This is a genomic window from Sulfuricurvum sp., assembly GCF_028712165.1.
Lineage (GTDB): Bacteria > Campylobacterota > Campylobacteria > Campylobacterales > Sulfurimonadaceae > Sulfuricurvum.
In genome coordinates this window covers 22,505-37,178 of record NZ_JAQTQR010000022.1, presented here as the reverse complement: position 1 = coordinate 37,178, position 14,674 = coordinate 22,505, and the positions used below count along the sequence as shown (strand labels likewise).

The window sequence follows — 14,674 nt, the reverse complement described above, 5'->3', positions numbered from 1 at the left end:
TGCAGATTTTAAAGAACTAGCGAACACTCAAAACAGTATGGATTATGTTTCAGGCAGTATCTATTTTGATCAATTATCAAAATACGTTTCGATAGATCCAAGTTATGACTGTACCACTACACCCTTTATTACTGATTCCAGCGGAATGTATATAAGTGGCGAATGCCGTTTTATCGGCGCGAATAATTCAAAAATTAAAATGTATGTTGAAAATAATAGACTCATGTTAGCTATAGATCCTGAAGGTGACGGAACATTTGAATCAGGGAAAGAGTATGTATATTAATAAATATTTTGTAGTCATTTTATTGGCTACAAATTATTTGTTTGCGAATGAAGGTTTGAATGTTTATTTAGGTGAGCAAAAGGGTGAAAGCAATTATTATGTCAATAATGCCTCAGCCAATTTTTTAGAGTCTAAGTTGATTTTTCCAATAAAATCACATATTATAGGCTTGGAATTTCACGAAAATATTAATAAATATCGCTTCAATATAGGTTTTGAAGATCAGATTAGAGATACACAACAAACACAACATGGTGAAGATTTTGATTGGAAAAATTATGACCTAACGGTGTATTCCTTTTCAAATAATTTTATTACTAAAAATCAAACATTTTTTTTAGAGTCTAGCATGGATGTTGATTTGGATGTTATAAACACTATAACGCTAAGAGTTTCTCAAAAAAAGTTAAATTTTAAATGGACGGATACACATCAATATAATTATACGACCGATACCTCTACTATTTTACTAGGCGAGACATTGCGTTACTCCCAGAAGATACAAAAAATAGGATTGTCGTTATTATCCAATAAAGAATCTTCTAATCTACTCTACAAAGGGTGGATCAATTATTATGATATTGTTTCAAGAGATGAACATATTGTTAGAAATTTAGAGACAACGACACATAATCATGGATTAGGATATGAAGTAGAGTTGGGCTATAAGTACGTAATTAATGATAATGCATCTTTGAAAGCATTAGTAAAATATGAAAGATTTAAGGACACTGATACTATGAACTATCGTGTTAATGGTTCCACTATCGCTTCGTATCCGTCTACAATGGAATACAAATATTTTTCATCACTTTTGGGATTTGAATATAATTTTAAATAAATCTACTGACACTCTTCCCATTCCAACTCGATACATCTCTTAAATTTAAACAGACTTTTAGAAATTCGAAGGCTTCAATAAAGACTCGCGAGGAACATTAGTATACTGTTAATAACTTCGTTGCCAAAATTAGTTATAATGCAAATTGTTAATACTAAAATAAGGTTATGCGGTGGATAAATACGAGCTGATAAGCCGGTATTTGAGCGAATTTTTAAGTCAGGAAGTACTTAAAACCGGATTGCAAAAAGTGGTTGTAGGTTTGAGTGGAGGGATCGATTCCGCAGTTGTTGCGGTGTTGGCGCACCGTGCATTCGGTGATGATCTTCTTTGCGTCAAAATGCCGTCACACTATTCATCCCAAAGTTCACTCGATGATGCAGACGAGTTGTGCACACGTTTTTCTCTCCGCTCAGAAACCCGCAGTATTGAGCCAATGCTGCGAGCATACGAAACTCCCGATATGTCACCGCTTCGGGTAGGTAATCTTTCGGCTCGGTTGCGTATGGTGACACTTTTTGATATTTCTGCACGCGAAGGTGCTTTGGTGCTGGGAACCAGTAACAAAAGCGAACTGATGCTTGGATACGGAACGTTGTACGGGGATTTGGCCAGTGCACTCAATCCTATCGGAGATTTGTATAAGACTGAGGTATTTGAGTTGGCACGATACTTAGGAGTTCCAAGCTCGATCATTGATAAGCCCCCTTCTGCAGACCTGTGGGCTGGACAAAGCGATGAAGAAGAGATCGGTTATCCGTATGCCGATTTGGACCGTGTACTAAAACGTTACGTTGAAGAGCGTCATACTCGTGATGAGATGATTGCGGATGGAGAAAATTCTCAATTAGTCGATATGATAATAACGAGAATTTACAAGAATCAGTTCAAACGTAAAATGCCTGTAATAGCAAAGTTGACGTCACGAACCGTCAATCATGATTTTAATTACCCAAGAGATATAACCTTATAAAGGAAAAAAAATGAGTATCCCGTTTTATCGTGTAGAAGTAGGTGGCGATGAGAGAGAAAAAATCGATGAAGTATTTGACGGCGAAGCTCCAAATATTATTGCAGATTTAGAATCGGCATTTGAATCGTATATCGGTGCCTCTTATGCATTGGCCACATCAGATGGAACTGCCGCTTTGCATTTGGCGATGTTGGCGATTGATCTTAAGCGCGGAGACAAAGTACTGTGCTCGATTAACGCGTACCCATCTGTCCCTGAAGTGGTTCGTCATTTCGATGCGGAACCGATCTTTATCGATATCAATCCGGATACCTTTACGATTGATTTGGATAAACTTGAAGCGTATTTGAGTGAAAACAAATCCAAAAAACTCAAAGCGGTAATCGTATCGCATGTTGCGGGACAGAGTGTTGAGCTGGATCGTTTATACGGTATTGCAAAACTCTATGATGTTAAAATCATTGAAGATGCTTCGGATGCATTGGGTGCTACGTATAACTCTCAAAAGATCGGTGCTACGGGTGCGGATATCACCTGTTTTGATTTTAGCCCTCACTTGCGTCGTAATGTATGTAACGGCGGAATGCTGGTTTGTGACGATGAAGAGATCATGGAACGGGCGAAATTGCTGCGAAATCATGCGATGGTAATCGATGATGAATCGTTGGGATACATTTACGATGTTACCGATATCGGAAGCCAATATATGATGAGCCCTTTGGATGCGGCGACTATCCTAGTTCAGCTAGAGAAACAAGATGAGAATATCGAACGTCAACGAGCAATCGCAGAAATGTTCAATGAACGTCTCAGCGAAGCTCCTCACATCAAGCTTCCAGTCGCGAATGAAGAGCACGCTTATTCTCTTTACATCATCAAAGTGGATAAAAACCGCGACTCTTTTGCACGTGAATTGGTAGCTCGAGGAATCGAATGCGGTCTGCATTACATTCCTCTGCATTTATTGAGTTATTACAAGGCTAAATATTCACTTCGCGTTAATGATTTTCCAATTGCGCTTCGTAATTTTCAGCAGGTTCTTTCCATCCCTAATTATGCTGCACTCAGCGATGATGAGGTTGAAGAGATCTGTGACGCAATCTTGGATGTAGCTGCAACACGCGTTTGAAACGTTTTTGGGTCCAATGGGGTGAAGGGTATTTATATCACCCCTCGCTGATCCAAAAAATCCTCTCTTTTTTACTTTTACCGTTGAGTTGGATCTATTGTTTGGTTGCCTATGTACGGTATCGTCGCAGTCGTCCGAGAGCGATGGGAATTCCGGTCGTAAGTGTCGGGAACCTGACCGTCGGCGGGAGCGGTAAAACTCCTGTTGTCAGCGAATTGGCAAAACAGTATGAAAAACCTGCGATTGTTTTACGGGGATACGGGCGTAAAAGCCGCGGGATGGTTGTGGTCAAAGACAAATCGACCATACTCTGTGATGTGATAAAAAGTGGGGATGAGGCGATGCTGTATGCTAAAAATCTCCCCAATGCTACGGTCATTGTCAGTGAAATTAGAGAACGCGGAATCGCCGAAGCCAAGGCTATGGGGTGTGAGGTGGTATTTTTAGATGACGGATACGGTAAACATTCCATCCAGAAACTTGATTTGGTGATAGACGTAGAAACTCCGAATCGTTTTTGCCTCCCTTCCGGTGCTTATCGGGAACGGTTATGGGGAGATAAGTGTGTTGTAATGCTGTATGAGGGAAAATCGTTTACACGATCCGTCAGTGTTTCTAATCCCACCGATAAAATGGTACTGGTAACGGCAATTGCACGACCGGAGCGTTTGAATAACTATTTACCCGAAGTGATCGAAAAAGTCTATTTTGAAGATCACCATATGTTTACACAAGGCGAACTCGAAGCGATTTTGGAGCGAACCGGAGCAACGAGTCTCTTGGTAACTCAGAAAGACTTTGTTAAAATGTCGTCCTTTAATCTCAACCTCTCATGTCTGGAACTCAGCATAGAGTTGGATGAAACGTTGATAACCACAGTCAAGGAATATACCGATGCAAAAAAAGATTGATACCGTAAAAACTCTGATGGACGCTATGCCGTTCATCAAAGAGTTTCGTGATGAAATCGTTGTGATCAAATACGGCGGTTCGGCACAAAGTTCGGATGAACTTAAAGCCAAATTTGCACAAGACATCGTATTGCTTCATCTTGTCGGAGTCAAAGTGGTCATTGTACACGGCGGCGGGAGTCGTATCAGTCAGTTGCTCGGTGATTTGAAAATCCCGACCGAATTCATCGACGGTGAACGTGTCAGTACTCCGGAAGTTATGCGGATCGTTGAAATGGTGCTTAGCGGTGAGATCAACAAAGAGATTACATCCCTCCTGAATTCTTATGGAGCCAAAGCAATCGGAATCAGCGGGAAAGACGCCCATTTTCTTATGGCAAAACCGAAAGACGAAGCGAAATTCGGTCTTACTGGGCGAGTAGAAAATGTAAAATCCGAAGTGATTCATAATCTGTTGCGCGAAGGTTTTATCCCGGTCATCGCCCCTATCGGTGCTGATCCTATCGTTGGACATCCGGGTTACAACATCAACGCCGACCTTGCTGCATCGGCGGTTGCAGCAGCTATCGGTGCATGCAAAGTGATCTTTATGACTGACACTCCGGGTGTGTTGAATAAAGAAAAAGAACTTCTCTCAACGCTAAGCGAAGCGCAAGTAGAAGCGTTAAAAGCCGATGGAACGATTATCGGCGGAATGGTGCCGAAAGTAGATTCATGTCTCGAAGCAGTGGATGCCGGTGTTCATAAAGCCCATATTATCGACGGGCGCATCGAACACGCTATCTTACTGGAACTCTTTACCTCAGAGGGTGTAGGGACGCAAATTACTCTCTAATTTCTATGGGATCGAATGAACCATTTTGATATGATTCGGAAGGGTTAGATCGGGATTAACGAGCATGGCTGTACTCCAAATTCCTGCATCGACGGTTGTCGGTGCAAGAATGCTGACCTGAGAATAGGAAGAGGGTGCGTCGATTGGCCCAATGATATGTGAGATCTTCTCGAATTGGATAATACTGTAGCGTTTAGAGTGCCCTGAAGTGCATAATGATGCAGTATTAAGCTCGATTTCTGCCAGATTTGTTTCCGGATTTTGCGGATTTTGTATTCCGACTCGCCACGAATGATCGTGACAGGTTCCGAAAGCGGCAATATCTCCGCCGAAATTGACCAGTCCTGACGTGATTTCCATAGACTGCAACTGCAAGATACTTTGATCCACCGCATACTCTTTGACCAAACCTCCCAAATCGATTTTTGTGATTGGATTAGTAAATGTTAAACAGTTGCCTTCCAAAGACAAATGTGATGAGGAAGCAAAGGGGAGTAGGGTTTTTCTTTTGGCATGATATTCAAGAGTTGAAGATGCATTGGAACTCTCTTTAAGTGTGCCTGCCATTGCAATATCAAAAGCTCCTAAAGTTTTATCCCTATAAAAAAGTGAGAGCTGGATTAACCCTGACAGCTCATCGCTTAGCAGACAGATATTAGAAGAACGGGTATTTAGTGTATGTAGCTCAGAATCGTTTCGGAAAAAACTATATCGCTGTTCTAACCGTTTAGCATTTTCGAAAACGACTTTTGCCGCAGTATCGGCTATCGATGCAGATAATGCATCGATATGCAGTTCACACGGTGCGCTAAAAGCTTCAAACTGATAGTAATACACCGCTCTGCTTGTTATGCCATAGCAAGTGTTTTAGAACCGGTTGTATCACCGTTCCCGGTATAAGCGGAGAGTATTTTCTGCATCAAAATAGATTGCAGTTTTGAAGAACCGCTTGTATCGGCAGCCGATGCAGTCTCGCTTGTCGAACTTGCAGTTTGCTCTGCAGAAGAGGTTGCATCTGTTTTATGAAGTCCGTGATGATGGCTGTTCTGTGAACGTGCCTGTTTCAAGGCATTTAGAAGTTCATCAACACTGAGAGAGCCGTCACTGTTTTTGTCGATAGCACTGAACGCACTGTCGGCATTGTAGGTATTGCCTGTTTTTTGAGAAAGTGCTTGGGCAGCCTGGGAAAACTCAGTTTTATCGATTGTACCGCTTTTATCCGTATCCAATGCCGCAATCAGAGTATTTCCCGCCTGCTGCATTACAGCACTGTAATCGGTTGGAGCCATGCCACTAGCACTGCTTTGACTTTGGACGTTGTTACCGGAATAAGACTGTGAGGGGGTTGCCCAAACAGATCCGCTATTAATCGTCATGGAATCTCCTTTGAAAATTTAAGACATATGGGAAATTCAAAAATCTTACAAGCTCCATCTTTTGACATTTAAAGTTTCGAATATGTTATGATGTACAAGCAAAAATCATACCGATAATGCGGTAAAAACTCCTGCTTTCTTCATCGGTACATTCAAGGAATTGCTTTTTTATATGTATAGAAATCAAGAAGAATTAAATGTGAAGTAAACAAATTCATGAGTATACTTTGTAAAATAAGTGAAAGGAACGTGATATGGAAATGTTAATAGGTATGGAATTGTTTTTAATTTTTATTGTCGTCGGTTTTTTTATTATTTGGGTGTGGGCGTTGATGGACATTATCACCTCAAAATTTCAAGAGGACTTAATGCAGGTCGTTTGGCTTCTGGTTGTTTTTTTCTTGCCTTTTATCGGCGTTTTGCTCTATCTATTAATCGGTCGGGCAATGAAATTAATACCGAAACCGAAGGAAGATGACCCGACCAATAAATATGATTTACTGGCAAGAGTTAAAGCGTTGTTAGACGACGGCATCATTTCTGAAGCAGAATTTGAAGCTGAAAAGCAAAAAATATTAAACAGCTAACCCAAGATGCGAAGGGTGTAGTCATGAGTCAAATTAAAACCTCCAAAATCTGTTTTGCTTTACCGATTATACATCTCTTAACAGTAGCCATAATATTAGGCGGATGTGCATCGAAATGGGAACATCCGCTTAAAAATGAAAAAGATTTTGCAGTCGATAAATATAAATGTGAAAAAGAATCAGCCACCCTCTATCCGCCATTGATTTTATATACTCCGTTTCAAGCCGGTTATACATCGAGTCCGACAGGATATTACCCTTATGGTTTCGGTTATTTTGGCAGAGGACGTTATTATCCTCCCCCCTACATTCTACCGGAAGATTACAATGAAGCAAACCGGAAAAAAGCATTTCAATCGTGTTTAAATGCTTTGGGCTGGGAATGGGAATTTAAGTGGTGATTTAAGTGGTTGATATTTATAAGCAGTTTAACCCCTCAAGAGGGGGGTGAATATGGTTAGAACATAAACCAAGCAAGAAAGTAAAGATTGTTATTGTCGGATGCATTCCGGCCTGCACCGTCGTAATTTTTGCTCGCTCCGTCAAATTTGTCATACTTGGTGTATTGCAAAGCCAATTTGATATTCTGCAATGGAAGATAGTCGATTTCGGCAATTTCTCCTCTGCTGTTTGGAGAAGCATTAAAGGTTCCGTATTTAGTGGCATCAGCTGTGCCTGATGTTGAAAAAGTTCCTAAAGACGCCCCATATTTTTGATCATAGTAATAGCTTACTTTGGCTTTTGTTGTTGAGAGGGAATTGTTTAGATTATCGGCTTCTCCGTTTGCGGCACTGTAATCAAGTGTTTGTTTTTCCCAAATTTTTGTAGCCGTAGCCGTTATGCTGTTGCTGCCGTTTGTATATTGATATTCTGCATCCACAGCACGGTCATTATAGGTATCAAGTGAACCGTCGGTATTAGAAACGACCGCTGGATTAATGACCGTTCTCAAGGTATAACCGCCAAGCATGATATAGCTGTTGTCATAGGAGTGCTGCAATGCAATCCGGATGTAAGGTGTAGTTCCTTGAACAAGAGAAGCATCTCCTTTCAAATCTTGATTTTTCCAACCGAATATCCCCATAATACCGCCGGGTTTTGCACTGCGGTATACGGCCATTTCAGCGTAAAGCAAATCATTCCATAATGCGTATGCACCGATGCCTCCAACCGCTTGGCCTAAACCGCCGTCAGCCATTACACCGGCGCTTGGGGTATTGGCGATTGCAGATGACGCATACGGGAACCCCCATGCCGGTACGCTATTCCATAGATCGGATACAGTCGGATTATTATTGACGGTGATTCCATACACCAACTCTTTATTTGCCAAAGTTGTCGCATCAGCATATCGGATATCCATATTATCCATACCGATGTGGTGCGCAATATCGGTTTTACCCAAAAGCTCAGTCCCGTCATACGTCAATTGAACAAATGCACCGGATTTATCGGTGATTTTTCCACCATAAAACAAGCTGACTTGAGGGATAACTATTTTGCCGTCTTTGGGCATATCGGTTCTATCCGAAGATTTGGTTATATCTGCCATTACCATTGCTGATAACGGAATAAACATTTTGTTTTTTTCACTGTTGTTCATCGTATAGCCGTGTAACTTGAATTCCCGACCTGTTTGGGTTAATTCCGGGAAAACAGTATGGCAGACGGCACAATTAAAGCCTGTTTGACGGGCAAAACTGGGGATCGCATATGCTTGTTCTACTCCTAAACTAAGGAAAAATATTCCTCCGAGTAGATATTTTATCTGATTTTTCTTCATGTACTTTCCTCTAGTGCGAGTGTTCGCGTATTAGATTACTATAAAAAAAAATTATAGAAAATCGATTCCAGTATACGCTTAAAAGTGTGAAGTTAGTGTGAATATATTAAAAAAATTAAGTTATAAATCGGTTTTATGCACCATTGTTTTTTGATGCTTGTTCCCGTAGTTTGTCTTTTTTGCTTTTCCCTTTTCCTTTGACCGGTTCTGGACCGCGCACTTTTGGCGGAGGGGTTCCTCTCAATTCAAAGCCTTCTATTTGTTCCCGATTCAGTTTGATGTTGCTCCGTTTTTCGATCAGCTTAAAATGATCCATATCTTCATAGGAGATGAAGGAGACGGCTATTCCTTCTTTGCCGGCTCTGGCAGTACGTCCGATACGGTGGATATAGTCCGCAGGGGATCGTGGGAGGTCGAAGTTGACGACGCAGGTGATATCATCGATATCAAGTCCGCGGGCTGCAATATCGGTGGCAAAGAGGATACGGATTTTTTTGGCTTTAAATTGATTGAGGGTGTAGGTACGATCTTCTTGGATGAGGTCACCGTGAAACGAGTCAGCCAGAAACCCGTATTTTTTGAATTTCATTGCGATGTTGTCAGCGGCTCGTTTGTTGGCCATAAAAACGAGTACCTGCTCCCATTTTTCGGTATTAAGGAGATGCCGTAGCAATGGACCTCGATTTTCGTGATTGACTTCGATAACCCTCTGAGTGATACTCATGACGGTGGGTTCTTCGTATTCGAGTGTTACCTCTACAGGATTTTGGGTAATTTTAGAGGCAATTGCCACCATTTTCGGTGGGTAGGTGGCTGAAAAAAGGAGATTTTGACGCTGTGAAGGTATCTCTTTTAGGATAAGTTCCAACTCTTCTGCAAATCCGAGATCGAGCATTTTGTCCGCTTCATCAAGGACGAAAAATTCGAGATGGGAGAGGTTCATCTGCTTTTTCTTTACGACATCTAGCAATCGTCCTGATGTGGCTATGAGGATATCACATCCTTGTTGGATTGCATAGAGTTGATCGCCGATACTCTCTCCTCCGATGACACTTACCACTTTAGGCTTTTTCGGTAAAAATGCTCCAAATGTCTCAAATGCTTCGGCGACTTGAAGAGTCAGCTCCCGCGTCGGAGTGAGGATAAGTGCTTTGATCTTTGCTTTTCCCTCGCCGACGCGCGAAGACCAGAGTTCCAAAATCGGCAAAATAAAGCTCGCACTCTTCCCGCTCCCCGTCTGTGCCCGTGCCATAACGTCATGACCGGATAGTACGAGAGGGATTACCTTTTCTTGAATCGGTGTTGGGAGAGTGAAACCGCTCTCTTTAAGTGCACGTTGTATAGGGGATGAAAGTCCGAGTGTAGAAAATGGCATTTAATGAGTCCTCGCATTTATTGATCGTATTTTAGGTAATTTGGGCTTTATAGGAGGTTTGAGCTAACTTTTTCTTTTCTAAGGCTTTCATGATGGCCTCTTTGTTATAATCACGAAAATTTTATAAAGCGGATCTAATGAAATTTATTGAAACACGCGGAAATGACGGAATCCATCCACAGCAAGTTACCTTTTCCGAGGCAATTTTAAGTCCGATTGCATCGTTTGGCGGATTGTATGTTCCGAGCGAATTGCCTGATTTGGGTGAAGCGTTCCTTTCTAAACATTTGACTTCAAGTTATAAAGCGCTTGCAAAAGATTTATTGTCAACACTTGCGATTGATATTGATGAATCGGTGATTGATGAAGCTCTTTCTCTTTATGATAAATTTGATGATCCCACCAATCCCGTTCCGGTTGTAAAGGTTCGTGATGATTTGTATGTCAGTGAACTCTATCACGGGCCGACAAGAGCGTTTAAAGATATGGCGTTGCAGCCTTTCGGTGTTGTCCTTTCATCGATCGCTCAAAAACGGGGCGAAGAGTATCTGATTTTGGCAGCAACCAGCGGTGATACCGGTCCTGCCGCATTAGAGACATTTAAAAATCGTCCGAATGTTCGTGTGGCATGTCTCTATCCTGACGGGGGAACTTCCGATGTGCAGCGTCTGCAAATGGTGACGGAAGATGCCGCTAATCTGAAAGTGATCGGAATCAAAGGGGATTTTGATGATGCACAAAGCGCACTGAAACGTTTGCTTGGCTCTCAAACCTTTAAAAATGCGTTAAAAGCTAAAAACATCTCCCTTTCTGCAGCGAATTCAGTCAATTTCGGACGGATTATTTTCCAGATTATTTATCACATCCACAGCTACTTGGAATTGGTACGTCAAAATGTGATCGCAATGGGCGATAAAGTGTATCTCAACGTTCCAAGCGGAAATTTCGGAAATGCTCTTGGAGGATATTACGCCTTTAAAATGGGACTTCCGGTTGAGAAAATCATTATTGCTTCCAATGAGAACAATGTTCTTACCCGTTTAATCAATACCGGGCGATACGATTTACGCGGCGAACATGTTATTGCGACGACATCTCCTGCTATGGATATCTTAATTTCCAGCAATGTCGAGCGTGTTTTGTTTGATCTGTTCGGTCATGAACGTACAAAAGAGCTAATGGCTGCATTAGAAACGGAACGTTTTTATGCCTTGAATGATGATGAGACGATGAAACTCCAAGCCGTATTTGCCGCTGATTATTGTAACGGTGCGGAAGGAAAAGGGTATATTAAAGAGGCATTCGATCGCGGTTATTTGATGGATCCGCATACGGCAACCTGTTTTAAAGCATACGATTGTTGTGCGACAAAACCGATTAAAACGATTATTTATTCGACAGCTGAGTGGACTAAGTTCTCTCCGACGATTGCTAATGCATTGACGGGCGAGAAAGATACGAACGATATCGATGCTCTTAAATCGATTGCCGCTACGGCAAAAGTGACGATTCCGGATATGATCAAAGGTTTGTTTGACAAACCGATTGCGCAGCCGACGGTTATTGAAAAAGAGGATATTGAAAAAGAGATTTTAACATTCCTCTAACCCCCAATTGGGGTTAGCCGTGCTTTATCCCCATTTCCAAAAGCTTGATCTCTTCTTCTCCCCAAATCAGGATTTTCTTCGATGTTTTTAAATCCAATGAATTTTTAGTAGGGTATTTGACACTGGATAAAATGTATTTGATACAGTTCAGCCGAGCTTTTTTCTTATTATCGGAGCGGATAATGATCCATGGTGCATTACCGGTGTGGGAAGCGCGGAGCATGGAGTGTTTGGCTTCAGTATATTTGTCCCACATCTCTTGAGATTTTGCATCGACGGGAGAGAGTTTGAATTGTTTCAGAGGATCGGTTTTTCGTTCTTTAAACCGTCGAGCTTGTTCTGTCTTAGAGACGGAAAAGTAAAATTTAAAGAGAATGATTCCTGAGTTGACGAGCATATGCTCAAATTCGGCGACATGGTTCAAAAATTCTTGGTGCTCTTCTTCGGTACAAAACCCCATAACCGGCTCAACACCGCCCCTATTGTACCAACTGCGGTCGAAAAAGACCATTTCTCCTCCGCTAGGAAGATGTTCGATATAACGTTGGAAATACCATTGGGTTTTTTCGACATCGGAAGGTTTTTCAAGCGCTACGATACGTGCACCGCGCGGGTTTAGATGTTCGGTAATCCGTTTGATCGTCCCCCCTTTGCCGGCAGCATCACGCCCTTCGAAAATCATCAAAATTTTCAATCCCTTGTCTTTAACATGGTTTTGGAGTTTCAAGAGTTCAATTTGGAGTTTTTTGAGCTCTTCTTCGTATTCCAATACCGATTTTTTGACCCAAATCGGAAGACGTTCTTCTTTTGTACCTCTTTTGCGTTTTTCATCTAAAGGAGGTGCTGAATCTTTTCGGCGATCTTCGTGTACCACTTCTTCGATTTTTTCTGCTTCGGCGATTTCTGATGTAGCCATAGAGTGTTTGCTGCCCATATTTACTCCTTATATTTCTCGATTATAGCGTTGAAGCGATTAATCCGTCAAGTTTGGAACCGTCTTTTGTAGCGGCGAAACAGGCATTTTCACCACAGACAGTTAGTTCTTCTAAGGTCTCATCATTTTTGAGAAGAACGAACGGATAGACAAATGTTTTGGAGAGGTTTAAAAGATTTTCTGATGATCCTTTGATAAGCCGCTGTTCTTTAAGATAACGGATCGTCTGCTCGGTAAGAGTCGGATAATAGATCGGAGTTTTCATAAGTTTGATCGAAACATATTCGAGGCTTTTGTACGCAAAATGGCGATATTTGGGATCGACTAGAATTCCAAGACTGAGTAATACATCGACCATAACCGCCATGGCACTCGGGTAAGTACCGTCATCCAATTCAGCAACCGTGGTAAATGCACCGCGGCTGAAAAACCATTTACCTTCTTCATAATAGAGTTCCAATGCTTTATTGGCAAAGCGTTGAGCATGTATGAGATAGGTTTCTTCCAAGGTTGATTGATACGCTTCGATCAATGCAGTACAAAGATAGGCATAGTCTTCTAAAAAAGCGTCTATTTTTGGTATTTTGTGGATGAGAGCTGAGTGTTTTAATTGCTCTTCGATTACCATTGTTTCGGTAAGTCTTTCCAAACATGCGATCGCCTGAGTACGATAAGAGGGGGTATCGCGTCCCAAAACAAATAATGTTTTGATCATCATGGCATTCCACGCGGTAATCACTTTGCGGTCTATAAACGGATAGGTACGTGATTGGCGCAGATGACTTAGCTCTGCACGAAGAGATACAAACCACTCGGGACGTTCATGGGATGTGAATCGGATGATACAATGCCCCTCAAAATTTCCCTCCGGTGTCACACCAATCAGTTTGGCTGCTTCTTTTGGATTTGAAACAGCGCATGCTTCAAGCGCATCAATGATTTCAGCGTACGAATAGACAAAATATTTTCCTTCTTCACCGTCACTGTCCGCATCACTCGCGCTGTAAAACAGATTGTCCTCCATCATGAAACGGAGCATAAAATCGGCACTTTCACGAGCGATGCGCAGATAATTGTCATTCTCATAAAAGATTCCCGCTTCTGCATACAAACCGCATAGGAGGGCATTGTCATAGGTCATTTTTTCAAAATGCGGTACCAGCCATATATCATCGGTACTGTAGCGGCAAAATCCACCGTCGATATGGTCATACATTCCTCCCAGCACCATTGAATCAAGGGTATGGGTAAGGGTCGTTCTTATCTCGTCATTCGGGGCGATCCGGTCGATATTCATCAATGTGCGCAGGGTTGAAACATGAGGAAATTTCGGTGATTTTGAAAATCCGCCGTTGTCACTATCGTAGTTGTGTTGTGCCTGAAGCGTGAATTGCAGGATTATCTTTTCGTTCAGTGCCGTTGCCTGAACCGGTTCTTTTTTAGGTTGGAGAAAGGTTGTGATTTCATCTGCATTTTGGAACAGTTTTTCGTCATTTGCCGCCACTTTTTCGGCAATGATAGCGGTGAGTTCACTGAATCCCATCATCCGTTCACGATTGTACGGCGGGATATAGGTAGCGGCATAAAAAGGTTTGTTCTGCGGAGTACAAAATATCGACAGAGGCCATCCGCCGCTTCGGCGGTTCAGGAGGGTATGCAGTTCCTGATAGTGTTTGTCAATGTCGGGGCGCTCTTCACGATCCACTTTGATACAGATAAAATGCTGATTGACAAATTCGGCGATTTCATTGTTTTCAAACACCTCATGCTCCATTACATGGCACCAGTGACAACTGCTGTATCCGATAGAGATGAAAATCGCTTTGTGCTCATTGCGTGCGCGTTCAAAGGCTTCATCACACCACGGATACCAATTGAGCGGGTTGTCTTTGTGCTGTTGTAAATATGGGGAATCTTCAAGAGCTAGGCGGTTGGACATGGTTTGTTCCTTTGACGATTTGTAACAATGGCTGTAGTGTAGCATCTGAGGCTATAACAAAGCTGAAAAATATTAACAATGTTTCTCTATGAGGAAGG

15 protein-coding genes are annotated in these 14,674 nt (G+C 42.0%); 9 read left to right on the top strand and 6 right to left on the bottom strand.

Annotation, left to right across the window (positions count from 1 at the left end):
• The 6 genes from PHP90_RS05740 to argB all read left to right on the top strand — a co-directional run.
• On the top strand, positions 1-286 hold a 286-nt coding region (locus PHP90_RS05740; RefSeq protein ID WP_299926634.1), incomplete at its 5' end, for a hypothetical protein.
• Positions 276-1,127, top strand: coding sequence for a hypothetical protein (locus PHP90_RS05735; RefSeq protein ID WP_299926631.1), 852 nt, complete (start codon positions 276-278; stop codon positions 1,125-1,127). The genes PHP90_RS05740 and PHP90_RS05735, both read left to right, overlap by 11 nt.
• A gap of 172 nt (positions 1,128-1,299) precedes the next feature.
• Positions 1,300-2,100: an NAD+ synthase gene (locus PHP90_RS05730; RefSeq protein WP_299926628.1), complete on the top strand. Its 801-nt coding sequence runs from the start codon at positions 1,300-1,302 to the stop codon at positions 2,098-2,100.
• A gap of 10 nt (positions 2,101-2,110) precedes the next feature.
• Positions 2,111-3,229, top strand: a complete 1,119-nt coding sequence (locus tag PHP90_RS05725; protein WP_299926625.1) for a DegT/DnrJ/EryC1/StrS family aminotransferase — start codon at positions 2,111-2,113, stop codon at positions 3,227-3,229.
• Positions 3,226-4,140, top strand: coding sequence for a tetraacyldisaccharide 4'-kinase (locus PHP90_RS05720; RefSeq protein WP_299926622.1), 915 nt, complete (start codon positions 3,226-3,228; stop codon positions 4,138-4,140). The genes PHP90_RS05725 and PHP90_RS05720 overlap by 4 nt, the downstream gene beginning before the upstream one ends.
• Positions 4,124-4,975, top strand: coding sequence for an acetylglutamate kinase (argB, locus tag PHP90_RS05715; RefSeq protein WP_299926619.1), 852 nt, complete (start codon positions 4,124-4,126; stop codon positions 4,973-4,975). Before PHP90_RS05720 ends, argB begins: the two co-directional genes overlap by 17 nt.
• 3 nt (positions 4,976-4,978) lie before the next feature.
• On the opposite strand, the gene PHP90_RS05710 is transcribed toward argB, so the two are convergent.
• On the bottom strand, positions 4,979-5,812 hold the full coding sequence (locus tag PHP90_RS05710; RefSeq protein WP_299926617.1) for an FAD:protein FMN transferase: 834 nt from the start codon (positions 5,810-5,812) through the stop codon (positions 4,979-4,981).
• An 11-nt stretch (positions 5,813-5,823) separates the two neighbouring features.
• A complete protein-coding gene (locus tag PHP90_RS05705) occupies positions 5,824-6,351 on the bottom strand; it encodes an EF-hand domain-containing protein (protein ID WP_299926614.1) in 528 nt (175 codons plus the stop codon).
• A gap of 254 nt (positions 6,352-6,605) precedes the next feature.
• On the opposite strand from PHP90_RS05705, the gene PHP90_RS05700 reads away from it, so the two are divergent.
• On the top strand, positions 6,606-6,938 hold the full coding sequence (locus PHP90_RS05700) for an SHOCT domain-containing protein (RefSeq protein ID WP_299926611.1): 333 nt from the start codon (positions 6,606-6,608) through the stop codon (positions 6,936-6,938).
• Positions 6,939-6,961: 23 nt separating this feature from the next.
• Positions 6,962-7,339 (top strand): hypothetical protein, encoded by a 378-nt coding sequence (locus PHP90_RS05695; RefSeq protein ID WP_299926608.1) that lies wholly within the window; start codon positions 6,962-6,964, stop codon positions 7,337-7,339.
• 56 nt (positions 7,340-7,395) lie between these two features.
• On the opposite strand, the gene PHP90_RS05690 is transcribed toward PHP90_RS05695, so the two are convergent.
• Positions 7,396-8,721, bottom strand: coding sequence for a hypothetical protein (locus PHP90_RS05690; RefSeq protein ID WP_299926605.1), 1,326 nt, complete (start codon positions 8,719-8,721; stop codon positions 7,396-7,398).
• Positions 8,722-8,854: 133 nt separating this feature from the next.
• A complete protein-coding gene (locus PHP90_RS05685) occupies positions 8,855-10,096 on the bottom strand; it encodes a DEAD/DEAH box helicase (protein WP_299926602.1) in 1,242 nt (413 codons plus the stop codon).
• 137 nt (positions 10,097-10,233) lie between these two features.
• On the opposite strand from PHP90_RS05685, the gene thrC reads away from it, so the two are divergent.
• Entirely contained in the window at positions 10,234-11,703 is a 1,470-nt protein-coding gene (gene thrC, locus PHP90_RS05680; protein WP_299926599.1) for a threonine synthase, read from the top strand.
• Between the two features lie 13 nt (positions 11,704-11,716).
• Here thrC and ppk2 read toward each other — a convergent pair whose 3' ends face one another.
• Positions 11,717-12,637 (bottom strand): polyphosphate kinase 2, encoded by a 921-nt coding sequence (gene ppk2 / locus PHP90_RS05675; protein WP_299926596.1) that lies wholly within the window; start codon positions 12,635-12,637, stop codon positions 11,717-11,719.
• 22 nt (positions 12,638-12,659) lie between these two features.
• Complete coding sequence (locus PHP90_RS05670) at positions 12,660-14,576, bottom strand: thioredoxin domain-containing protein (protein ID WP_299926593.1); 1,917 nt, start codon at positions 14,574-14,576, stop codon at positions 12,660-12,662.
• Positions 14,577-14,674 lie beyond the last annotated feature (98 nt).

Excerpts from the sequence above, each read along its gene's own strand:
- PHP90_RS05705 (WP_299926614.1), bottom strand. The coding sequence starts at position 6,351 with ATGACGATTAATAGCGGATCTGTTTGGGCAACCCCCTCACAGTCTTAT.
- PHP90_RS05700 (WP_299926611.1), top strand. The coding sequence starts at position 6,606 with ATGGAAATGTTAATAGGTATGGAATTGTTTTTAATTTTTATTGTCGTC.
- PHP90_RS05685 (WP_299926602.1), bottom strand. The coding sequence starts at position 10,096 with ATGCCATTTTCTACACTCGGACTTTCATCCCCTATACAACGTGCACTT.
- ppk2 (WP_299926596.1), bottom strand. The coding sequence starts at position 12,637 with ATGGGCAGCAAACACTCTATGGCTACATCAGAAATCGCCGAAGCAGAA.
- argB (WP_299926619.1), top strand. The coding sequence starts at position 4,124 with ATGCAAAAAAAGATTGATACCGTAAAAACTCTGATGGACGCTATGCCG.
- PHP90_RS05725 (WP_299926625.1), top strand. The coding sequence starts at position 2,111 with ATGAGTATCCCGTTTTATCGTGTAGAAGTAGGTGGCGATGAGAGAGAA.
- thrC (WP_299926599.1), top strand. The coding sequence starts at position 10,234 with ATGAAATTTATTGAAACACGCGGAAATGACGGAATCCATCCACAGCAA.
- PHP90_RS05735 (WP_299926631.1), top strand. The coding sequence starts at position 276 with ATGTATATTAATAAATATTTTGTAGTCATTTTATTGGCTACAAATTAT.
- PHP90_RS05690 (WP_299926605.1), bottom strand. The coding sequence starts at position 8,721 with ATGAAGAAAAATCAGATAAAATATCTACTCGGAGGAATATTTTTCCTT.
- PHP90_RS05695 (WP_299926608.1), top strand. The coding sequence starts at position 6,962 with ATGAGTCAAATTAAAACCTCCAAAATCTGTTTTGCTTTACCGATTATA.
- PHP90_RS05670 (WP_299926593.1), bottom strand. The coding sequence starts at position 14,576 with ATGTCCAACCGCCTAGCTCTTGAAGATTCCCCATATTTACAACAGCAC.